Source organism: Serratia sp. CoH_122_TC_1, from assembly GCF_058191755.1.
The window spans coordinates 19,683-43,392 of sequence record NZ_JBXWLA010000005.1 but is presented as its reverse complement, the minus strand read 5'-3'; the positions used below and the strand labels follow the sequence as shown (position 1 = coordinate 43,392).

The following is a 23,710-nucleotide window of genomic DNA, read 5'->3' as shown; positions in this document are numbered from 1 at the left end:
AACGATGAGAAGTTCAACGCTTGAGACAAATCTGTGATCTACCTGGCAAAAATCGTCCCCCTATTTTGTGTCTGACACCACAGAATAAGGAGCAACGTTAACTGGATCACACTATGCAAGCGTGGGGCGTAGAGGGGGGGAGGATGAGAATGTGCCGCTTTGTGACCCACTATTACCGCGAAACCTCTCTCCTTGATTTACGTGCCCACAAAAAAGAAGGATTGGATTATGACTCGCAGCTTTACCACCGCCCGTACGATGGTACTTTCGGCTCTGACCACGTTGGTGCTCTCTTCTTCCGCCTTCGCCAAGATCGAGGAAGGGAAACTGGTTATCTGGATCAACGGCGATAAAGGCTATAACGGCCTGGCCGAAGTCGGCAAAAAGTTTGAGAAAGACACCGGTATCAAAGTCACCATCGAACATCCGGACAAGCTGGAAGAGAAATACCCGCAGGTTGCGGCGACCGGCGACGGCCCGGACATCATCTTCTGGGCTCATGACCGTTTTGGTGGTTACGCGCAGTCTGGCCTGCTGGCCGAGATCCACCCGTCCAAAGCTTTCCAGGACAAATTGTTCCCGTTCACCTGGGATGCAGTGCGTTATGACGGCAAGCTAATCGGTTACCCGATCGCCGTTGAAGCCTTGTCACTGATTTACAACAAAGACCTGATCAAGCAAGCCCCTAAAACCTGGGAAGAAATTCCGGCACTGGACAAAGAACTCCGTGCCAAAGGTAAAAGCGCCATCATGTGGAACCTGCAAGAACCCTACTTCACCTGGCCAATTATTGCCGCCGACGGCGGTTATGCCTTCAAATATGAGAATGGCAAGTACAACATCAAGGACGTAGGCGTCGCCAATGCCGGTTCTCAGGCTGGCCTGCAGTTCATCGTCGATTTGGTGAAAAACAAACACATCAACGCCGATACCGACTACTCGATTGCTGAAGCCGCATTCAATAAAGGCCAGACCGCCATGACCATCAATGGCCCTTGGGCATGGTCAAACATCGAGCAAAGCAAAATCAACTACGGCGTAACCCTGCTGCCGACCTTTAAAGGCAAACCATCCAAACCTTTCGTCGGCGTACTGACTGCCGGGATCAACGCCGCTAGCCCGAACAAAGAGCTGGCCACCGAATTCCTGGAGAACTACCTGCTGACCAACGAAGGCCTGGCTGACGTCAACAAGGACAAGCCGTTGGGCGCAGTGGCGCTGAAGTCTTACCAGGAACAACTGGCGAAAGATCCTAAGATTGCCGCCACCATGGAGAACTCCCAAAACGGCGAGATCATGCCTAACATCCCGCAGATGAGCGCCTTCTGGTATGCCGAACGCAGTGCGGTGATCAACGCCGTCAGCGGTCGCCAGACGGTGAAAGCCGCGTTGGATGACGTACAGACCCGTATCACCAAGTAACACACAACGTTGTGCGGGATTAACATCCCCGAAGTAATTGGAGTGACACCGCGACGGCAAGTACGCACATCCCGGCAGCACAGAGAGTTATCTGACCGGGGTGAGCGGACGCCGCCAACACAGGTGCCGCTTCAAGTATGAGGGGGGAAGTGTCCCGCTGTTGCTTCACAGAAAGGAACGCCCTATGCAATTAGCTCACGCCGGGTCGCCTGCGCGCAAAAAGTCGAAGTGGTGGCAGAGTGACATCCTGAAATGGCTGGTCATCGGCCTGTTCAGTCTGGTGACCTGCTATCTGATTGTGTTGATGTATGCACAGGGTGAATACCTGTTTGCCATTCTGACGCTCATATTAGTCAGCGCCGGGCTGTATGTTTTTGCCAATCGCCGCGCTTACGCCTGGCGCTATGTCTATCCTGGTATCGCCGGAATGGGGCTGTTTGTCCTGTTTCCGCTAATTTGTACCATCGCCATCGCCTTCACCAACTACAGCAGTACCAACCAGCTCACCTTTGAACGAGCTCAGTCGGTACTGATGCAGCGCCAGTTCCAAACCGGCAAAACCTTTACCTTCGGGCTTTATCCGGTGGAAAATCAACGTTGGCGCCTGCAGTTAACCCACCCGGACAGCGACCAACGGCTTATTTCCGATCCCTTCAGCTTTGATACCAATGCACCGCAAACGCTGAAACTGACGGAGGAAAGTGCAGAACCGGCGGGCGAACGCGCCACGCTGCGGGTGATCACGCAAAACCGCCAAGCGTTAAGCCAACTGGTCGCGTTACTGCCGGACGGCGGCGAATTGCGCATGAGTTCCCTGCGCCAATTTTCCGGCACCTCCCCGCTTTATGCACTGGATAAGGGCAGCAATACGCTGACCGACCAACAAACCCATATTCAATACCGACCGAACCCGGACATTGGCTTCTATCAAGCCATAAATGCTGACGGAAACTGGGCCAAGGAGACGCTCAGCCCAGGGTACACCGTCACCATCGGCTGGAAAAACTTCCTGCGCGTCCTACAGGACGAAGGCATCAAGAAACCCTTCGTGTCGATCTTTATCTGGACCATCGTGTTCTCGGTGATGACCGTAATCCTCACTGTTGCTGTAGGCATGGTTTTGGCCTGTGTGGTGCAGTGGGAGGCGCTGAAAGGCAAAGCGGTGTATCGCGTGATGCTGATACTGCCCTACGCGGTGCCGTCGTTTATTTCGATACTGATTTTCAAGGGGTTGTTTAACCAAAGCTTTGGTGAGATCAACATGATGCTCAGCCATCTGTTTGGTATTAAACCGGCCTGGTTCAGTGACCCCATCACGGCCAAAAGCATGATTTTGATCGTCAATACCTGGTTGGGCTATCCCTACATGATGATCCTGTGTATGGGGCTGCTGAAGGCGATTCCAGACGATTTGTACGAGGCTTCGGCAATGGACGGCGCGACCCCGATGCAGAACTTTTTCCGTATCACGTTGCCTCTGCTGATCAAACCGCTGACCCCACTGATGATCGCCAGCTTTGCCTTCAACTTTAATAACTTTGTCTTGATTCAACTGTTGACCAACGGCGGGCCTGACATGATTGGTACCACCACACCGGCCGGCTATACCGACCTGTTGGTCAGCTATACCTACCGTATCGCCTTCGAAGGCGGCGGCGGGCAGGACTTCGGGCTGGCAGCCGCCATTGCCACACTGATCTTCCTGCTGGTGGGCGCCCTGGCGATCCTGAATCTTAAAGCCAGCAAGATGAACTTCGACTAGGGAGAAAAATAATGGCCATGGTCCAACCCAAATCCCAGCGCTTGCGCCTGTGGATGACCCATACTCTGATGCTGTGTTTTATCGCCCTGATCATGTTCCCGCTACTGATGGTGGTCACTATCTCGCTGCGCTCCGGCAACTTCGCCACCGGCAGCCTGATACCGGAACAGATTTCATGGGACCACTGGCGGTTGGCGCTCGGCATGAGCGTGACCCACGCCGACGGCAGCGTCACCCCGCCACCGTTCCCGGTCCTGCTGTGGTTGTGGAATTCGATCAAGATCGCAGTGATCACCGCCATCGGCATCGTCACGCTGTCCACTACCTGCGCCTACGCGTTTGCCCGCATGCGTTTTCGCGGCAAGAGTACACTGCTGAAAAGCATGCTGATTTTCCAGATGTTCCCGGCGGTACTGTCATTGGTGGCGTTGTATGCCCTGTTCGATCGTCTGGGCCAATACATCCCGTTTATCGGTCTGAACACCCACGGTGGGGTGATCTTCGCCTATATGGGCGGCATTGCGCTGCACGTCTGGACCATCAAGGGCTATTTCGAAACTATCGACAACTCGCTGGAAGAAGCGGCGGCACTGGACGGTGCCAGTCCGTGGCAGGCCTTCCGCCTGGTGCTGTTACCGCTGTCGGTACCGATTCTGGCGGTGGTGTTTATTCTGTCGTTTATCGCTGCGATCACCGAAGTACCGGTCGCCTCTCTGCTGCTGCGTGACGTCAACAGCTACACGCTGGCGGTGGGCATGCAGCAATATCTCAACCCGCAAAACTATTTGTGGGGCGACTTTGCCGCTGCGGCGGTACTGTCGGCCATCCCGATTACCGCCGTATTCCTGCTGGCACAGCGCTGGTTGGTGGGAGGCCTGACGGCCGGTGGGGTGAAAGGTTAAGTTTGTGCCGCTGCAATACGTTTGATGTACTTCAGTTTTTTCCGATCAATACCTGTGTCTTCGGCGGCCCCAACGGGCCGCCATTTTTATGGAACCGCCAAAATAATGGGCGTTGCAACAAGGCAGCAAGCGGATAAATCCCCAGGAGATTACTCTGATAGGTGACGGGGGTACACACCGGTAGCTAACGCTGCTGCTGCTGCTGCTGCTGCTTCAAGTATGAAGGATATTTATTCGCGCTTTAAGCGGTCGGTATTGGCCAGATACAGCGTCACCACCAGCAACAATATCGCGGCGGAATAAATTAACGTATCTATTGGGTTTTCATGATCCACAATGATCAGCCGGATGATGGCAGTGATGCCGATATAAATAAAGTAGCGTAACGGGAAGTGATAGCCCGACTCAAAATACTTCACAATCAAGGCGATAAATTCAAAGTAAAGGAAGTAAATCACAATCCCTTCAATCAGCAGATAGGACGTCGATTCCTCGTTGTTTACAAACAAAACCTTCGCCAAATGAATGGTTTCTTTCACCAGAAAGACGATCAGGATCGCCGCCAGCAGCAGCAGCCCAACGTTCAGCACCCGTTGCAGCCCTTTGGCCACCATTACGGAGCGGGAGGTTTTTGCCATAATTGTTCCCCATAAATACCATTAAAATTATCCGCGGATCCTAACATAGGCATTATCTTAAAAATTAATATCTCTTCAGAATCATAAAAAAATAAATATTATTCAATTAGTTAAAAGAAAATGTTTCATAGGGATATATTTGTAGCAAATTGAAATGTCCACTATCATGGGTCATAGAACTTTACATAAAACAAACAACTTGAATTAACAAGGGAATATTTATGCGCGCTAAACTTAATGGACTGGTCGCGGCGGGCCTGTTTACCTGTGCATTGACCGGTCACGCCGCCGGCTTGGTCACTCCTGATAACGATCTGCGTAACGACCTGGCCTGGTTGTCCGACCGCGGTGTCATTAACGTTAGCTTGTCCACTTGGCCGCTGAGCCAGGAAGAGATCAGCTCGGTTATCTCGCAAGCCAAACCGGTTACTAATACCGAGAAAAATGTCATCGACCGTGTTCAACGCCGGGTTGATGCCCTCAAGGCCAATATTCGTGTCAGTGGTTACGCCTCGACCGACAAACCCGGCACGCCACAGGGCTTTGGTCAAAACGAATATGCCGATGACCGCCTGACTATTGGCGCGGGTGCCAACGGTGAGTTCTGGGACGTACGCGTTCAAGGCTCTGTCGAAGGCGACCAACGCGTCAGTGACGGTTCCAAATTCAACCTGAACGGCTCCTATGGCGCAGTGAAAATCTGGAACCAGTGGTTGTCCTTCGGTGAAGTGTCCCAGTGGTGGGGCCCAGGTTATGACGGCAGCTTGATCCGCTCAGATGCAGCCCGTCCCGTCGCCGGTTTCATGCTGCAACGCGCCGACCAATCGCCGTTTGAAACCCCTTGGCTGTCCTGGATTGGCCGTTGGCAGTACCAACTGACAGCAGGTCAGTTGTCGCAATACACTGCCGTACCTGATGCCAAATTGATTGGTGGTCGCTTTACCATGATGCCGACCAACTTCCTTGAGTTGGGCGCTTCGCGCATCATGATGTGGGGAGGTGAAGGTCGTCCGCAATCCTGGAGATCCTTCTGGGATGGGGTCACCGGAAACGACAACAGCGGCGATCCGAAAAATGATCCAAGTAATCAACTTGGTGGCTTCGACTTCAAGCTAAAACTGCAACCACTCATTGGTCTGCCAATCAGCCTTTACGGCCAGGTTACTGGTGAAGATGAAGCAGGTATGCTGCCGTCTCACAATGCTTACTTGTTAGGGTTAGAGGGGCATCCGGAATGGGGCTCAACTACTATCAATTGGTCTATTGAAGGCGCTGATACCCGATCAGAATTCAGTACTAAGGACGTAATTTATCAGCATTATGTATACCGGGGAGGTTATTACCAACAAGGTTACCCATTAGGCCATGCCATGGGTGGCGACGGTCAGATGCTATCAGGTCGCGTAGAGTTAGCGTTGGACGACGGGCAGCGTTGGAGTACTCGACTTGTTTATGCAAAGGTTAATCCGAGCAATCAGAGTTACAACCAAGCATTCCCGAAATCTGACACGCTGAAAGGCATTCAGCTCGGCTGGGGCTATACCTTACCCTCCGAGGTCAAGTTTGATACCAGCCTGTGGTACACCAATAGCCATGCCAGCACCGCCGATGACGTAGGTGCAGGTATCAGTTTCGAAGTACCCATCAATCTGTAATCCTTCAGACGTAAAAAAACCCGCCGCGGCGGGTTTTTTTATTGGCATCAATTCAAATGGTGTTTAACGCCATGCTTTGAAGCGGTTGATCAGCGCATTGGTAGAGCTATCATGGCTGCTTACCGCTTCGTCACCTGCCAGTTCTGGCAAAATGCGGTTAGCCAGTTGTTTGCCCAGCTCAACACCCCACTGATCGAAAGTGAAGATGTTCAGGATCGCGCCCTGGGTGAAGATCTTGTGCTCATACAGCGCAATCAGGCTCCCCAGGCTGAACGGCGTGATTTCACGCAGCAGGATGGAGTTGGTTGGGCGGTTGCCTTCAAACACCTTGAACGGTGCAACGTGTTTAACCTCTTCCGGCGTTTTGCCTTGGGCCGCGAACTCTTCTTCTACCACGTCCAGCGATTTACCAAACGCCAGGGCTTCGGTCTGTGCGAAGAAATTCGACAGCAGTTTGGCGTGGTGGTCGCTCAGCGGGTTGTGGCTGATGGCCGGCGCGATAAAGTCGCAAGGCACCAGTTTTGTCCCCTGATGAATCAGCTGATAAAACGCATGTTGGCCATTGGTGCCTGGCTCGCCCCAGATGATAGGACCGGTCTGGTAATCCACTGGGTTGCCATTACGATCGACATATTTACCGTTAGACTCCATATTGCCCTGCTGGAAATAAGCAGAAAAACGGTGCATGTACTGGTCATACGGCAGAATGGCTTCGGTTTCTGCACCGAAGAAATTGTTGTACCAGATACCAATCAGCGCCAGCAGCACCGGCAGGTTTTTCTCTGCCGGGGTTTGTGCGAAGTGTTTGTCCATCGCATGCGCGCCGCTCAGCAACTGTTCGAAGTTCTCGTAACCCACTGACAGTGCAATCGACAGACCAATTGCCGACCACAGGGAATAACGGCCACCGACCCAGTCCCAGAATTCGAACATGTTGGCAGTATCGATACCGAACTCACCGACGGCCTTGCCGTTGGTGGACAGCGCCGCGAAATGCTTCGCCACGTGTTTTTGATCGCCCGCAGTGCTCAGGAACCAGTCGCGCGCGCTGTGGGCGTTGGTCATGGTTTCTTGCGTGGTGAAGGTTTTGGACGCCACCAGGAACAGCGTCGTTTCCGGATTCAGCGCCTTGAGCGTTTCGGCGATATGAGTCCCGTCAACGTTAGAAACAAAGTGCATATTCAGGTGGTTTTTGTACGGGCGCAGTGCCTCGGTCACCATATAAGGGCCGAGATCAGAACCACCGATACCGATGTTCACCACGTCGGTAATGGCTTTGCCGGTGTAACCTTTCCAGTCACCGCCAATCACGCGGTCGCAGAACTGTTTCATTTTAGCCAGCACCGCGTTCACTTCCGGCATCACATCTTTGCCGTCAACGATAATCGGGCTGTTGCTACGGTTGCGCAAGGCAACATGCAGCACCGCACGGTCTTCGGTGCGGTTAATTTTCTCACCGGCAAACATGGACGCGATCGCACTTTGCAGATCGGTCTCTTTCGCCAGTGCCTGCAGCTTCTCCAGGGTTTCCGCGGTGATGCGGTTTTTAGAGTAATCCACCAGCATCTGATCGTCGAAGGTAGCGGAAAACTTGGAGAAACGCTCACTGTCCTGAGCAAACAGATCGCCGATCTGTACGTCTTTCATCTGTTCAAAATGTTGCTGCAGGGCTTGCCAAGCAGCGGTTTGACTAGGATTGATATTTTTCATAGCAACACTCTTAGGCTTGAGAATAAATGTGACGTGGTTGTCCGATTGTAGCCTGTTCGACTGTGATTATGATCTCTTTTCTTGCGATAGGTGCTAACTGTTAAACCCAGCCGCATCGTTTCAGCTCTTCCCCTATACTTTTGGATAATAGCCTGTTATCAGGGTTACTTAACTGTCACTAAACTGTGGCAGATTATCACCACGTCATTGACGTAATTAGGCTAAGGATGCGCGGCCAACCAGGCTGTAGTTTGAAAGACGAAGGACATGATTATGGAATTATCTGCCCCATTGATGTTGGTGGTTATTGGATTGAGCTCGCTGCTGGCGCAATGGGTCGCCTGGGTGTTGCGCCTGCCGGCTATTTTGCCACTGTTGGTATTTGGCATTGTGTTAGGCCCCGTGGTCCATCTGGTTCAACCGGATGCACTGTTCGGCGATCTTCTGTTCCCGCTGGTGTCGCTGTCGGTCGCCATTATTCTGTTTGAAGGCGCGCTGACGCTACGCGTCGAGGAGATACGCGGTCTCGGCGGCGTGGTGCGCAATTTGGTCACCATCGGCATGCTGATGACCTTCCTGGTGATCGGCGTAGCCTGCTGGTGGCTGCTCGACTTTCCGCCGGAGCTGGCGGCACTGATCGGCGCAGTCACCGTCGTTACCGGTCCAACCGTCATTGCCCCGCTGATGCGCGTCGTGCGGCCAAATGCCAATATCAACCAGGTGCTGCGCTGGGAAGGCATCGTGATCGACCCGGTCGGCGCCATCTTTACGCTGCTGGTGTTTGAATTTATCGTGCTGAAGCAGCATTCGGAATCCTATACCCACCTGTTCTACACGCTGGGCATTACCGCCGCTGTCGGCATGGTCGCTGGCGCATTGTTCGGCTACCTGTTGGGCCTGGCACTCCGCCGTGTTTGGCTGCCACGCTACCTGCAAAACCTTGCAGTATTGGCCATTATGCTTACCGCTTTTGGCGTGTCTAACGCCATCGCTGACGAATCCGGCCTGCTGACCGTTACGGTGATGGGCATCTGGCTGGCCAATATGCGCGATGTGGATACCAGTGACATATTGGCCTTCAAAGAAGAACTGTCGGCAATCCTGATTTCGGCGCTGTTTATCATTTTGGCCGCGCGGCTTGATATCCAGGCACTGTGGAACATGGGCTGGCCGCTGCTGGGTCTGCTTCTGGTGGTGCAGTTTATCGCGCGCCCACTGTGTATTGCGGTATCAACCTGGCGCTCGTCCTTGCACTGGCGCGATCGTCTCCTGCTGTGCTGGATCGCCCCGCGCGGCATCGTCGCCGCAGCGGTAAGTTCATTGTTCGCCCTGACATTGCAACGCAGCGGCTACCCCGGCGCCGATCGTCTGGTCACGGTGGTGTTCGCCGTTATCATTGGTACCGTGGTGTTGCAAAGCCTGACCAGCGGCATGATGGCGCGCTGGTTGCGGGTACAGCAACAAAAACCCCGTGGGGTGCTGATCGTCGGAGCCAATAGCGTGGCACGCATGCTGGCGCAGGCGCTGATGAAAATGAATATCCCGGTCATTGTCACCGACAGTAGCTGGGAATATTACCGCCAGGCACGAATGGACGGCATTCCCGCGTATTATGGACATGCTTACTCCGAACACGCCGAAAACTTCCTTGATCTCAGCGATACCGCGCAAGTGTTAGCACTGTCGCCCAACCGCCATCAGAATGCACTGGCGGTCTATCACTTCGGCCATATTTTTGGCGACGGGCAGGTGTTTGCTATCCGCTCCGGCGCCCCGCTGAAAGGCCGCGGCAACAGTGGCGAAAGCTCACGCTTCCGTCGGCATGAAGTTTTGTTTAACCAAGAGGCCACTTACGGCCGGTTAAGCAGTCTGATCGCCCAAGGTGCCACCATCAAGGCCACCAAGCTGAACGAGAACTTTGGCTGGTTGGAATATCTTGAAAAACATCAGGGTGTTATTCCGTTATTCAGTCAGCGGGAAGACGGTACGTTGCAGCCGATAGGCACCGGTTTCGTCCCGGCGATACCCTGTACGCTGATTGCGCTGGTACAAGATGAAAATCCCTCAACGTCTGGACGTTGACAGCAGCGCGATTACCAGCTATTCCTAACAGCCTACTTGCACATCCCGTGTGCAAGCCAGAAGAGGTGCGTCGCCCAGGTAGAGTGTCAGAGGAGCCGTTCTCCAATGACGACGCTTGAGGGGGAGCGACGCCGAGGTAAGGTGATGCGCGGCATTCATCATATCGGCTACAGGGGCTGAATCCCCTGAGTTGTCACCAGGGATTGTCCGTAAGGGCAGTCAGCAAGGTGGGGCGCTTCTGGGTGTATCGTAGCGTTAACCTCTACGCCTGCCCCCTGTTTATCGCTCCTCCCTTGTGCCAAGGCTACGAAAAAAGCGCTCTCTGAATAGAGCCACCCTGACACGAGGTTTTTACATGAACCAAGCAGCACCCCAGAATTCCACCGTTGTCGCCAAATTCGGCGGCACCAGCGTTGCTGATTATGAAGCCATGAATCGCAGCGCCGACGTCGTGCTATCCAATCCGGCCGTGCGTCTGGTGGTCTTGTCCGCGTCCGCGGGCGTCACCAATCTGTTGGTGGCTCTGGCCGAAGGCAGTGATGCCGACAAGCGCAACTATCAGCTCGATGAAATTCGCCGAATTCAATACGCCATTCTTGATCGCCTCGACAATCCGGACGTGATCCGCGATGAAATCGACCGCATGCTGGAGAACATCGCCATGCTGTCTGAGGCCGCGGCGCTGGCGACCTCAACGGCACTGACCGACGAACTGGTCAGCCACGGCGAATTAATGTCTACCCTGCTCTTCGTTGAGATCCTTCGCGCTCGCAACGTACAGGCGGAATGGTTTGACGTCCGTAAAGTCATGCACACCGATGACCATTTCGGGCGTGCCACACCGGATAGCGCAGCGCTGAGTCAATTAGCCCAAACGTTACTCAAGCCACGCCTGCAGGAATGTTTAGTGGTTACTCAAGGCTTTATCGGCAGTGAGCCCAAAGGCCGCACAACGACGCTGGGCCGTGGCGGCAGCGATTACACTGCAGCACTGTTGGGTGAAGCGCTGAGCGTCAGTCGCGTGGATATCTGGACCGACGTACCGGGCATCTACACCACCGATCCACGCGTAGTACCCGCAGCGAAGCGTATTGATAAAATCGGTTTCGAAGAAGCGGCAGAAATGGCGACCTTTGGTGCAAAAGTTTTGCACCCAGCCACCCTATTGCCTGCGGTACGCAGCGATATCCCCGTGTTTGTCGGCTCGAGTAAAGACCCTTCCGCCGGGGGTACCCTGGTGTGCAACACCACCGAGAACCCACCGCTCTTTCGTGCATTGGCGCTGCGCCGTAAACAAACCCTGCTGACGCTGCACAGCCTTAACATGCTGCACGCACGCGGTTTTCTGGCCGAAGTGTTCAACATTCTGGCACGCCACAATATCTCGGTAGACTTGATTACCACTTCCGAAGTCAGCGTCGCGCTGACCATGGATACAACGGGTTCAACCTCCACGGGCGGCAGCCTGTTAACGACCTCACTGCTGACCGAGCTATCGTCGCTGTGTCGGGTGGAAGTCGAAGAAAATCTGGCTCTGGTGGCGTTGATCGGCAATAAGCTTTCCCAGGCCTGCGGCGTGGGTAAAGAGGTGTTCGGCGTGCTCGACCCGTTTAATATCCGCATGATTTGCTACGGTGCCAGCAGCTATAACCTGTGCTTCCTGGTGCCGGGTAACGACGCCGAGCAAGTCGTACGCACCCTGCATCACAATCTGTTCGAATAATTTTAATAATATCTGCGCCAATAGGCGTATATCGTCGTAGCCAGTTTGGGTTCGGCCAGCGCACGGGAACCGGAACGTACACAAAGTACGTAAGGATTCCGAGCACTGCCCGGACTCAAAATGGCAAGTAAGATAGCCTATTGAAGGAAAAGCGCATTCATGCTGGCAAAATTTACCCGATTATTCCCCCTGTGGGCGGTGCTGCTCGCCGTCGCGGCCTACTTCACACCCACCACCTTTACCGGGATCGGCCCCTACGTCAGCCCATTGCTGATGCTGATCATGTTCGCCATGGGCGTCACGCTGCGGCTGGATGACTTTAAGCGCGTATTATCTCGTCCTGGTCCCGTGGCGGCGGGGATCTTCCTGCATTACCTGATCATGCCGCTGGCGGCCTGGTTACTGGCAATGCTGTTTCATATGCCACCGGATCTTTCCGCCGGCATGGTGCTGGTCGGCAGCGTCGCCAGCGGGACCGCCTCCAACGTGATGATCTATCTGGCAAAAGGTGATGTGGCGCTGTCCGTGACCATCTCGGCGGTTTCCACGCTGGTAGGCGTATTCGCCACGCCACTGCTGACCCGTCTGTATGTCGATACCGAGATCAGCGTCGACGTCATGGGGATGCTGCTCAGTATTCTGCAGATCGTGGTGATCCCTATCGGTCTGGGGTTGATCGTCCATCACACCTTTACCAAAACAGTCAAACGCATTGAGCCGATCCTGCCTGCGCTTTCTATGATCTGCATTTTGGCCATCATCAGCGCCGTGGTGGCCGGTAGCCAGAGCCACATTGCTTCGGTTGGGCTGGTCGTGATCATCGCGGTGATCCTGCATAACACGATCGGGTTACTGAGCGGTTATTGGGGCGGTAAGCTATTCGGCTTTGATGAGTCCACCTGCCGTACACTGGCGATTGAGGTGGGTATGCAAAACTCCGGGTTGGCTGCCACGCTGGGCAAAATCTACTTCTCACCGCTGGCTGCACTGCCGGGAGCTCTGTTCTCTGTGTGGCATAACCTGTCCGGTTCGCTGTTGGCAGGTTACTGGTCCGGTCGGCCGATCAACAAAAAATAATTTCACGTCGGGACGCAGTTCAATGACTGCGTCCATCTTCCTACGAAATTTCGTATTTCCACTGGTCGGATTGTCAGAATTATCCCCATCCTCTATTATCGCACCGATAAATAAAAATTCAGATTCTTCTTAATGCTGCCGATAACCGTTTATAACGATGGGAACGGTAAATAACGATTAATTTACTTTTTTAATTACCTCCTTATGGGTAATAAACACAAATTTATAAAAATAAAAAACAAGCAGACTAATTATTATTTAGAAATATAAAAACCCACATTCTTATTTGCCACAAGCAAAAAAGAACCCCGCAATGTGATCGTCACTCGCTGTCTCGGGCTGGCCGCTGGCCGTCCGTTTATTGACCTCATGGATTGAGCAGGCCGCTCTGCGGCTTCTCATAATGGATTACAATGATAAAAAAAACCGCTGCTTTGGCGCTGCTGTTCAGTACCGCACTCCCTGCCGCTTCCCTGCCGGAAATGGAACATTTCTCGCCGATGGGTGAATCACGCCGTGCGCTGCAAGACAGTACGCGTGAGGTGAATCAACAGATAGAACAACGACGCTACCAACAGCTTAAACAGCAGCAATTACTGGCAGAGCCAGAGCCTGCTGTCCCCGCGCTGCCGCGATCGGCCCAATGTTTGCCAATCGGTGGAGTGTACCTGCAGGGTATTACCTTGCTGTCAGAGAAAGATTTGGCAGCGTTGACCGCATTACCACAGCGTTGTATCAGCAGTAATGACATCAACCTGCTGACGCGTGAATTAACCCGTTTATACCTTGATAAAGGCTATATCACTGCCCGCGTACAATTTATTCGCCCCAATGCTGAGGGAGAATTAGGGCTACGGATCACAGAAGGATTCATCGAGAAAATAGAAGGCAGCGATCGCTGGGTCAATAGCCAATTATTATTCCCTGGATTGGAAGGGCAACCCCTGAAATTAACCCAGCTTGATCAGGGATTGGATCAAGCCAATCGTTTGCAATCGAACAAAACCCGATTGGATATATTACCGGGCAGCCAAACCGGTGGATCAATTATTCGGTTGCACAACCAACATACCAAGCCCTGGCTGTTGTCTGCCACACTGGACAATTATGGTCAAAAAAATACCGGTCAGTGGTTAGCCCGTAGTACGGCAACGCTAGACAGCCCGTTCGGCCTGTCCGACTTCGTCAGCCTTAACGTTGCCGGTACGCTGAAAGATCCGTCGCAGCGTTATAATCGCGCCTATACCCTGCTCTATTCCCTGCCTTATGGTGCTTTTACCTTCAGCGGCTTTGCCAGCTATTCACAATACCTGAATCGCCAACAGCTGGTGTTCAACAGCTATAAACTGCATGGCCAGACCCAACAATATGGCCTGCGCAGCGATTATGTGTTCTACCGCGATCGCGACCAGATTAACGCGCTGAGCGGCCAACTGACCCATAAGCGTATTGCCAACTATTTTGACACCGCCCGTATCAACCTCGGTAGTCCGACGCTCAGTCTGTTTGAACTCGGGGTCAACCACCTGCAAATCCTACCCAGCGGCCTGATCAGCGCCAACCTTAGCGTAGAGCAAGGATTGCCTTGGTTTGGCGCAGATCGTCCCAACGGCGCCAATCAGCCCGATGCCCAATTCACCAAAGCCAAGCTGTTCACCAATCTCACTCAACGTTTCACGTTGGCAGGCTCCCATTACCAACTGAGTCACCTGCTATACGGACAATACAGCCGCGATCGTTTACCCGGTGTGGAATGGCTCAGCCTGACAGATCGTAGCGCAGTCCGTGGCTTCAGCCGCAGCACGCTGTCCGGTGATAACGGCTGGTATCTGCAAAATACCCTGTCTCGTCACTTCAACCTGGGTCAAAGCACGCTTACCCCACGTATCGGCGGCGACGTCGGCCGGGTGCTCCCCCGTGACAATCGGCCTTCAGGCTGGCAAAGCAGCGCCGGATTGAGCGCCGGTGCCACCCTGCGTTATCAGCGAGCAACGCTCGACGTCGAAGCCAGCCGTGGTTGGTTATTGTCCAGCCACGCAATGCCTGACGATCCCATCCAGGTGCTGGCGCGTTTTTCGTACACATTTTAATCAGTGGTTTTGCAGTAACACAGTGATATATGGAGATACATGGATGAAAAATAATAATTTCAGGCTTTCAGCGGCGGGTAAGTTGGCCGCCTCACTGGCGATCATTTTCGCCTCACTCGGTACCGCATATGCCGGTGAGATCGTTGCGGCCAACGGCGCTAACGGTCCGGGTGTTTCCACCGCGGGTAACGGCGCGCAGGTGGTCAATATTGTGACGCCCAACGATCACGGGCTGTCGCACAACCAATATCAGGATTTCAACGTCAACCAACCCGGCGCAGTGCTGAATAACTCGCTCGACGCCGGATTGTCTCAACTGGCGGGCCAATTGGGTGCCAACCCCAACCTGAATAACCAAGCGGCTAGCGTGATCCTTAATGAAGTGATCAGCCGCAACCCGTCGCTGTTACACGGTCAGCAAGAAATCTTTGGCATGGCAGCCGACTATGTGTTGGCCAACCCGAATGGGATCAGTTGCAGTGGTTGCGGCTTCATCAATACCAGCCGTTCCTCACTGGTAGTGGGTAATCCGCTAGTGGAAAACGGCATGCTGCAGGGTTACAGCACGCTGGGTAATCGCAATACCCTGAGTCTGGACGGCAAACTGAACGCCGGCGGCGTACTGGATTTGATCGCCCCACGCATCGACAGTCGCGGCGAGGTCATGGTCACCCCGGCATTCGATAAAAAAAGCGGAAAAAGGGTGTCCGATATCAACGCCATTAGCGGACATAACCGCGTATCGCGCGATGCGCAGGTGCTCAGCAGCACACAACCGGTAAGCGCGCTCGACAGCTACTATCTTGGCAGTATGCAAGCCGGACGCATCAACATCATCAACACGGCAGCCGGCAGCGGCGTGAAGCTGGCTGGCAAGCTACAAGGTAGCGACGAGATCCGGGTGAAAGCCGACAACATCCGCGCAGAAAGCCAGATTCGTGACGTGAGCAGTAACCGCAACAGCGGTGAGAACTACCAAAACTACCGTGGCGGCATCTACATCAATGACCGCAGCACGGGCCAACAACTGACCCGTACTGAACTCAAAGGCAAAAACATCAGCCTGGTGGCCAATAACAACAACCACCTGACCGCGACCGACATTCGCGGCGAAGAGATCAAGCTGCAAGGTGCCAGCCTGACGCTTGACGGTCAGCAATTAAAGCAGACTCAGGGCCACACCAACGATCAATGGTTCTACTCCTGGCAGTACGATGTCACCCGTGAAAATGAGCAGCATCAACAAGCGGGCAGCAGCATCAACGCTAGCAAGAATGCCACGCTGAGCGCCACCACACAGGATGTAAAGCTGCTTGGCGCCAGTGTTACGGCGGGTGACGCGCTAAACATCGAAGCCAAGCGCGATGTACAGCTCAGCGGGTTGATCGAACGGGATAAAACCAGCGAACGGGGGTATCAACGTAACCATACCTCCAGCCTGCGCACCGGCAGTTGGAGCAACAGCAACGAAACCGAAAACCTGAAGGCCAGCGACTTGCAGGCCGGTGGCGACCTGACGCTGACGGCCGGCAACACGTTGGGGACGCAGGGTGCCAAAGTACACGCGGGGCGCAACCTGACGGCGAACGCCAACGAACGCATCACCATAGATGTACAAAAAACCGCCAACGCGAAGGCCGTTCGCGACAATAAAACCTCATGGGGTGGTATCGGTGGCGGCAGTGATCAAGACAACAGCAACCGCCACGAAGTCAACAACGCCTCCGAACTGACCGCCGACGGTACTCTGCGACTGAACGGTCACCAGGGCGTAACCATTACCGGCAGTAAAGTGCGAGGCAAACAAGGCGGCTTTGTCGAAGCCACCGCTGGCGGCCTGCGGATCGATAACGCCCTCAGCACCACCGTTGACAAGGTTGATGCCCGCACCGGCACGGCCTTCAACATTACCAGCAGCTCGCAGAAGTCCAATAATAGCCACCAAAAATCCACCGCCAGTGAACTGGTTTCCGATACCAACCTGCAATTGGTCAGCAAACGGGACACCGATGTGGTAGGCAGCAAGGTGACCAGCACCGGTAAGCTGGATATCAACGCTGGCGGCAATATCAACGTCAGTAGCGGGGAGCAGCAGCAACGCATCGATGAACAAAAAACCGCGCTCGCCATCAACGGCTATGCCAACGAGAAAAGCGATAAGCAATACCGCGCCGGTTTCCGCATCGAACATACCAGCGACAGTGAAAAAACGACCCGCAGCGAGCAACAGAGCTCGACGTTGAGCGGCAGCAGCGTAGCGCTGAAAGCGGACAAAGACGTCATCTTCAGCGGATCTAAACTGGTGACCACACAAGACGATGCCAGCATCAGCGGCAACAATGTCGCCTTCCTCGCAGCCGAAAACAAAACCACCAGCGATACCGAGCACACCAAAATCGGCGGCGGGTTTTACTACACCGGCGGCATCGACAAAGTCGGTTCTGGTATTGAAGGCGGTTACGAGAACAGCAAAACGCACGCCCAAAGCAGCAAAGCCGTGGTTTCTGGCAGCGACATTGCGGGCAATCTGACGATTAATGCCAAAGACAAACTGACCCAGCAAGGCGCTCAACACCAGGTTGGCGGTAAGTATCATGAAAATGCCAACAGTGTTGACCATCTGGCCGCCGTCAACAGCGAAAGCAGCAACACCCGCAAAACCGACGTCGGCGTAGACATCGGCGCCAACGTGGATTACAGCGCTGTCACCCGCCCGGTTGAACGTGCCGTCGGGAAAGTCGCCAAATTGGACGCTAACGGCGTGATTAACGATATTGGCACCATCGGCGCGCCGAATGTCGGACTGGATATTGGTGCCAATGGCGGCAGCAGCGAGAAGCGTAGCAGCAGCTCGCAGGCCGTGGTCAGCAGCATCACCGCCGGGGAAATTGATGTCAAAACCACCGGTAAGCTGCAGGACAACGGAACGAAATACCAGGCGACCCAAGGCGGCGTGACGCTTGCGGCAGACAGCCACCACAGCGAAGCGGCGCAAAACAGCCAGCAGGAAAGCAGCAGCGAAACCCGCGGTAGCGCAGGCGTACGCGTTTATACCACCACCGGCAGCGATCTGACCGTCGATGCCAAAGGTGAAGGGGGTAACAAGCACAGCGAAAGTAACGGCAGCCAAGCAGTCACCGGCAGCATCACCGCGGCTAACGGCATCGACGTTAAGGTCAAACAGGACGCGGTGTATCAGGGCACCTCGCTGGATGCCGGTAAGGGAAAAGCCAAGGTAAAATCGGAGGGTGGCGACATCCGTTTTGAGCAAGCCACCGATCGCAGCCATGAAAGCCACAGCGGCTTTAATGTCAAAGTATCAGCCAAAGGCGGCTCCACGCCGGAAACCAAAAACGTCGGTGTTGGGCTTGGCGGTAGTCACAGCAAAGGGGAAAGCGACAGCAGCAGCGCGCAAGTCAGCAACATCACCGGCAAACAGGGGGTAGAACTGGATGCCGGCCGCAGTCTGACGCTGCAGGGCAGCGATGTCGCCAGCCAGGGGGATATCTCGTTGAAGGCAGGCAAGCAGGTCGCCCTGCAGGCGGCCGAATCGCAGCAGACGCGTAAGGACGACACCCTCTCCGGCAATATCGATATTGGCGGCAACAGCACCGATAGCGACAAAAAGAGCGCGGGCGGTATTTCCCTCGGCGGCGCATTTGACATTGCCAAAGTGGATGAGTCCTCCACGACTCAGCAAGGTGGCAAGATCGCCAGCGGCGGCGCAGTGAACATTACCGCCAACGGCAATGACGAGCGTGCAGTGCATCTGCAAGGTACCGAGGTCAAAGGTAGCCACGTTGAGCTGAACGCCAAAAACGGCGGCGTGGTGCTGGAATCGGCACAAAACCAGGAACAGAAAAATAACTGGAATCTGGGGCTGAAGGCTAACGCCAAAGGCGGTCAATCGTTCAACAAAGACACAAACGGCAAGATTGATACCACCAGCGGCAGCGACACCCATACTCTGGGAGCCGGAGTGAAAGTCGGCGTGGATAAGCTACAAAAAACCACCCAGGGCAACAGCCTAATCAATGCCGGAGAAGTCACGCTCAATAGTGGTAAAGATACCACCTTAGCCGGCGCTCAGATCAATGCTGAAAGTGTACAGGGCAACATTGGCGGCGATCTGCACGTCGAGAGCCGCAAAGACAGTGAAAGCAGCGTGAAGGTCAATGTCGATGTCGGTCTGAACCACACCAACGATCCGGCCAGCAGCATCACATCCAAACTGTCAAAAGTGGGCACGCCACATTATGCCGGTAAGGTGAAGGAGAAGCTGGAGGGCGGCATCAACAAGGTCGCTGACGCTACCACCGACAAGTACAACAGCGTGGCTCGTCGTCTCGATCCGAAGCAGGACACTACCGGTGCCGTCAGCTTCAGCAAGGCCGACGGCGGTAAGGTTACGCTGCCGGAAAACCTGGTGGGTGAAAAAGAGAAGGCACCGCTATGGGATCGCGGCGCTCGCTTCCTCGGCAACAAATCCAAGGAGAGCCTGACCGGTCCCGCCGGGCTGCAAGGCCAATTCAAGGTGAACGCCGATGTCGTCAACAACGATGCCGTTGGCGTGAAATCCGCCATCACCGGGAAAAATGGCGTAGCGCTGAACGTACAGGGTACGACCCATTTGACCGGTGGTGAAATCCGCAGCCAACAAGGCGAGGTAACACTGGGTAACGGTAAGCTGGAACAGCAGGATGTGAAAGGCAATCGCTATCAGGGTGGTGGGCACCTTGATGCCACGGCGTCTGCTGGCGGGCTGCTGGGGATCGCGGGTAAAAGCGTGGTGAACCTGGAAACGCCGGTCGGCGGCTACGGCAATAGCCAAGCTGCCGACGCTAAGGCTGGCGTCTTTTCAGGTAAGTAAGTTGCGGTAAATAGCTGGCGTCATGCCCCCGGCTAAACCGGGGGCATTTTTTACAGCGTGCTCGGCGTATCCTCCCACTCACGCTCATCATCCTTTTCATCCTGATCCAGCACGTTATAGGCCACCGCACAGAACAGCGAGTTCAGGCGTTTCATATCTCCCAGCAGCCCAAGATGCAGCGAACTGGTTTCGATGCTCTGTACGTTTTGTTGGTGCAGACGGTCAACGTGTGCATGCGCATAGCGGCGGTCCAAAATGCGGAAACGATGCTTGGAACGGCGCAACCGCTTGGCGCTGGTAACGTCACCCGACAGGAACACCGACAGGCCGAGCCGTAGATTGGCAATCAGCCGCTCATGCAATGCGTCCAATTCCGCCAAGCCTTCCGTTGAGAACGCACGCCGCGCCGCGTGCGATTTCGCCCCCACATCACCGGCCATGCGTTCGATAATGTCGCCCGCTTGCTCCAAATTAAGCGCCATTTCGATGATTTCAGCCCAGCGGCGGGAATCTTCTTCGCCCAAATCCTCCTTCTGGATCTGCGCCAAATACAGCTTGATGGCGGTATACAGCACATCGACATCGTCGTCGAGCCGCCGCACCTCCTTATCCTGTCCTTGCTTACCGTGCAGCACTTCACGCTGCAAAATCATCATGTGTTCCACCACGTCACCCATGCGCAACGTTTCTCGCGCCGCATTGGCCAACGCCAACGTCGGCGTGTCCAGCGCACTGGCATCAAGGTGTCGCGGCCGCAATCGCGGATCGTCAGCAGCCACGTCCGCGATTAACGTTTCGCACAGACGCGCCATCGGCCCAGCCAACGGAATTAACACCAGGCAACGGATCAGGTTATAAAAGACGTGAAAATAGATCACCAACTCTTCGTTCTCTCCGGGCAGGCGGGTCATGATATCGGCCAGATAAGAGACAAAGGGCAGGACCAGCACGCAGCCGATCAGCTTGAACAGCAGGCTGCCAAGCGCGACCCGACGCCCGGCAGCATTCTGGCCACTGGTATTGATCACCGCCAGTAGGCCGCTACCAAGATTGGCACCGATCACCAGGCACAGAGCGACCTTCAGCGAGATCACGCCTGACGCCGTCAGCGTCGCTGTCAGCAATACCGCAGCCAGGCTGGAATAGCTGACAATGGCGAATAAGGCACCGGTCAGGGCATCCAGCATCACATCACCGGTCAGTGATGAAAACAGCACCTTCACGCCCGCTGCCTGGGTGATAGGGGTGGCAGCGGCGACGATCAGCTCCAGCGCCAGGACAATCAGCCCGAGACCAATGCACACCCGGCCCATTTGACCTACTCGGGTTTGCTTGCGGCTAAGAAACAGGAACACGCCGACCAGGATCAGCAGCGGTGACAACCAGGAAAGATCGAAAGTCAGTATTCGCGCCATCAGCGCAGTACCGACGTCGGCGCCGAGCATGATAACCAATGCCGGCGTGAGCCCCACCAGTCCCTGTGCGACAAACGACGTGACCAGCAGCGCGGTGGCATTGCTACTTTGTACCAACGCGGTTACGCCAATGCCGGAGACGAACGCCAGCGGTTTTCTCTCCACGCTGTCGCTCAACACCCGGCGCAAATTAGCGCCATAAACCCGCATGATCCCGGTGCGCACGATGTGAGTGCCCCACACCAACAGCGCCACAGAGGAAAGCAGGTGAAGAAGGGTCAACACGGAAAATACGCTCCATTAACGCCGGCAGGAAAGATCAAATCCATACCCTGTGAATTTCGGGCTGCAGGACGGCGGCAAACGGGTGAATCCCCAGGAGCTTACTCAAGTAAGTGGCTGGGGGGGAAACCCTGCGGCCAACACATCTGCTGCGCGAAAGGCGACGGGTATAGCAAGCTATCCTGCCTGCCAGGCGTGCATAGGGCAGGACAGCGGCAACAGGCTGCAGACCGCTATTGGAGGGTTAACGCAACGGCAGGAATTACCCTGGAGTTATCATTGAATGCCGCAGCGATGTCATGCAACTTCCCGTAATGTAACAGTTTCTAAGTGTAGCCCAATTTCGCTGCCGTCAGCATGCAAATCAGCGACTGAACGGTTAAGCACGTCCACCAGCAGCTCAACACCACGCACCTGCACGCGATAGCGTACTACGTTGCCCAGCAGGCTGTGGTTCAGGATAACCGCAGCAATTCCCTGCCCTGCTGGGAGTATGCCAATGGACTCTGGGCGAACAGCCACCTTACCGTGATATGCGCTACCGGTCAAAACAGACGCCTGTTCAGCACTTAACACATTGTAATTGCCGATGAATCCAGCGGCGAAGACATCGGCCGGCTGGGTATACAGGGTTTCCGCATCGCCGCTTTGCACAATTTGCCCTTTGTTCATCAGCACAATGCGATCCGACAGCGTTAACGCCTCCTCCTGATCGTGGGTGACGAAGATCGCCGTCAGGTTCAGTTCGCGCTGGATCCGGCGGATCTGTTCACGCAAATGTTTACGGATCCTGGCATCCAGCGCCGAGAGTGGCTCATCGAGCAACAACAACCGCGGGCGCGTCACCAGCGAGCGCGCCAGTGCCACCCTTTGGCACTGGCCACCGGAAAGCTGATGTGGATAACGTTTGGCCAGCTCGGTCAACTCCACCAACGCCAGGACTTCCTGCACCCGCTGTTGGATCTGCGCACCGCCCAATTTTTGCATCTTCAGGCCAAACGCCACATTGCCTTCAACAGTCATGTTCGGAAACAACGCGTAGCTTTGGAACACCATGCCAATACCGCGTTTTTGCGGCGGCACCGGCACCAGATCCTGACCTTGCAGCACTATCTGTCCGCTATCGACTGACGTCAGCCCCGCCAGGCAGCGCAGTAGCGTGGATTTGCCGCAGCCGCTCGGCCCGAGCAGGGTGACAAATTCCCCTTCCTCAGCGGTGAAGTCGATATCTTGAAACACCTGGGTTTGGCCGTAGTGTTTGTTAAGTCGGGTGACGTTGAGATAAGCCATGCGGTTAACCCTTAGTTTTATTCAGTAAATTCGCCAACCAGGTAACAATCAGCACCACGGCGAAATAAGAAATGACCAGTGCGCTGGTAAAATGGCCGCTGCCGTTACGCATGTTATAGAGGTAGACCTGCAGCGTTTCATATTGGCTACCCACCAGCAGGTTGGCGAAAACAAATTCGCCAATCAGGAAAGAGAACGACAGCAAAACGGCAATCATGCCGCCCTTGCGCAGATTAGGCAGCACCACCAACAGTGCGGCTTGCCAGGTGCTGGCGCCTAGCAGATGTGCAGCATCCATCAGATCCCGTAGGTTAATCGCCTGCATGTTGTTGCTGATAGCACGGTAAATAAACGGCAGCGCAATGGCGAAGTAGCAACCGATCAGGATCCACGGCGTTCCTAACAACGGCAGCGGATCGGTGGCAAACAGTTGCATCAACCCCACCGCGGACACCACCGGCGGGACAGCGAACGGCAGCAGAATCAGCACGTTCATCACGGCATCCAATTTTGGGAAGTAGTAAGCAATAACGAACATCATCGGCAATATCACTGCCACCGCCAGCACCAGGGTGCCGAAACAAATCAATAGCGAATGCCACAACGCCAGCAAGAAGCGCGGATCGCTCCATAGCGCGACCAGCCATTTCAGGGTCAAACCGTCCGGCAGGATGGTGGCGCCCCATTGGGTAGCCAGTGCGTAAATCAGCGTCGCCGCCAGCGGCAACAGCAGGATCAGCAGCAGTAAGCTGCTCACCACGCGGTGATAACCGGTTTCAAAACGGGACATGT

14 protein-coding genes and 1 riboswitch are annotated in these 23,710 nt (G+C 54.8%); of the genes, 9 read left to right on the top strand and 5 right to left on the bottom strand.

Annotated features, from left to right (window positions below; genetic code table 11):
• Positions 1 to 228 precede the first annotated feature (228 nt).
• The 3 genes from malE (at position 229) to malG (ending at position 4,086) form a co-directional block, all read left to right on the top strand.
• A complete protein-coding gene (malE, locus tag AC2FC2_RS07755) occupies positions 229 to 1,422 on the top strand; it encodes a maltose/maltodextrin ABC transporter substrate-binding protein MalE (protein WP_490659042.1) in 1,194 nt (397 codons plus the stop codon).
• A gap of 184 nt (positions 1,423 to 1,606) precedes the next feature.
• Positions 1,607 to 3,184 carry a maltose ABC transporter permease MalF gene (gene malF, locus AC2FC2_RS07750; protein WP_209636985.1) on the top strand — a complete coding sequence of 526 codons (1,578 nt, stop codon included), beginning with the start codon at positions 1,607 to 1,609 and terminating at the stop codon, positions 3,182 to 3,184.
• 11 nt (positions 3,185 to 3,195) lie between these two features.
• Positions 3,196 to 4,086 (top strand): maltose ABC transporter permease MalG, encoded by an 891-nt coding sequence (gene malG, locus AC2FC2_RS07745; RefSeq protein ID WP_004948829.1) that lies wholly within the window; start codon positions 3,196 to 3,198, stop codon positions 4,084 to 4,086.
• A gap of 230 nt (positions 4,087 to 4,316) precedes the next feature.
• Here the strand turns inward: malG and psiE are convergent, their stop codons facing one another.
• Positions 4,317 to 4,724: a phosphate-starvation-inducible protein PsiE gene (psiE, locus tag AC2FC2_RS07740; protein ID WP_020837183.1), complete on the bottom strand. Its 408-nt coding sequence runs from the start codon at positions 4,722 to 4,724 to the stop codon at positions 4,317 to 4,319.
• 221 nt (positions 4,725 to 4,945) lie between these two features.
• Here psiE and AC2FC2_RS07735 point away from each other — a divergent pair, with 221 nt between their 5' ends.
• Positions 4,946 to 6,379, top strand: coding sequence for a capsule assembly Wzi family protein (locus AC2FC2_RS07735; protein WP_490659041.1), 1,434 nt, complete (start codon positions 4,946 to 4,948; stop codon positions 6,377 to 6,379).
• A 63-nt stretch (positions 6,380 to 6,442) separates the two neighbouring features.
• Here the strand turns inward: AC2FC2_RS07735 and pgi are convergent, their stop codons facing one another.
• Positions 6,443 to 8,089: a glucose-6-phosphate isomerase gene (gene pgi, locus AC2FC2_RS07730; RefSeq protein ID WP_490659040.1), complete on the bottom strand. Its 1,647-nt coding sequence runs from the start codon at positions 8,087 to 8,089 to the stop codon at positions 6,443 to 6,445.
• 273 nt (positions 8,090 to 8,362) lie between these two features.
• Here pgi and AC2FC2_RS07725 point away from each other — a divergent pair, with 273 nt between their 5' ends.
• From AC2FC2_RS07725 to AC2FC2_RS07705, 5 genes are all read left to right on the top strand, one after another.
• Positions 8,363 to 10,171, top strand: a complete 1,809-nt coding sequence (locus AC2FC2_RS07725; RefSeq protein WP_209636978.1) for a cation:proton antiporter — start codon at positions 8,363 to 8,365, stop codon at positions 10,169 to 10,171.
• Positions 10,172 to 10,223: 52 nt separating this feature from the next.
• Positions 10,224 to 10,417, top strand: a riboswitch (Lysine riboswitch).
• 109 nt (positions 10,418 to 10,526) lie between these two features.
• Positions 10,527 to 11,894 (top strand): lysine-sensitive aspartokinase 3, encoded by a 1,368-nt coding sequence (gene lysC, locus AC2FC2_RS07720; RefSeq protein WP_490659039.1) that lies wholly within the window; start codon positions 10,527 to 10,529, stop codon positions 11,892 to 11,894.
• Between the two features lie 159 nt (positions 11,895 to 12,053).
• A complete protein-coding gene (gene panS / locus AC2FC2_RS07715; RefSeq protein WP_490659038.1) occupies positions 12,054 to 12,971 on the top strand; it encodes a ketopantoate/pantoate/pantothenate transporter PanS in 918 nt (305 codons plus the stop codon).
• 413 nt (positions 12,972 to 13,384) lie between these two features.
• Positions 13,385 to 15,061 (top strand): ShlB/FhaC/HecB family hemolysin secretion/activation protein, encoded by a 1,677-nt coding sequence (locus AC2FC2_RS07710; protein ID WP_490307758.1) that lies wholly within the window; start codon positions 13,385 to 13,387, stop codon positions 15,059 to 15,061.
• A 43-nt stretch (positions 15,062 to 15,104) separates the two neighbouring features.
• Positions 15,105 to 19,931 carry a hemagglutinin repeat-containing protein gene (locus AC2FC2_RS07705; RefSeq protein WP_490659037.1) on the top strand — a complete coding sequence of 1,609 codons (4,827 nt, stop codon included), beginning with the start codon at positions 15,105 to 15,107 and terminating at the stop codon, positions 19,929 to 19,931.
• Positions 19,932 to 19,981: 50 nt separating this feature from the next.
• Here AC2FC2_RS07705 and AC2FC2_RS07700 read toward each other — a convergent pair whose 3' ends face one another.
• The 3 genes from AC2FC2_RS07700 to AC2FC2_RS07690 all read right to left on the bottom strand — a co-directional run bounded on the left by AC2FC2_RS07700 (position 19,982) and on the right by AC2FC2_RS07690 (position 23,708).
• Complete coding sequence (locus tag AC2FC2_RS07700; RefSeq protein WP_209636970.1) at positions 19,982 to 21,631, bottom strand: Na/Pi cotransporter family protein; 1,650 nt, start codon at positions 21,629 to 21,631, stop codon at positions 19,982 to 19,984.
• Between the two features lie 294 nt (positions 21,632 to 21,925).
• On the bottom strand, positions 21,926 to 22,918 hold the full coding sequence (locus AC2FC2_RS07695; RefSeq protein WP_209636968.1) for an ABC transporter ATP-binding protein: 993 nt from the start codon (positions 22,916 to 22,918) through the stop codon (positions 21,926 to 21,928).
• A gap of 4 nt (positions 22,919 to 22,922) precedes the next feature.
• Complete coding sequence (locus AC2FC2_RS07690; protein WP_209636966.1) at positions 22,923 to 23,708, bottom strand: ABC transporter permease; 786 nt, start codon at positions 23,706 to 23,708, stop codon at positions 22,923 to 22,925.
• Positions 23,709 to 23,710 lie beyond the last annotated feature (2 nt).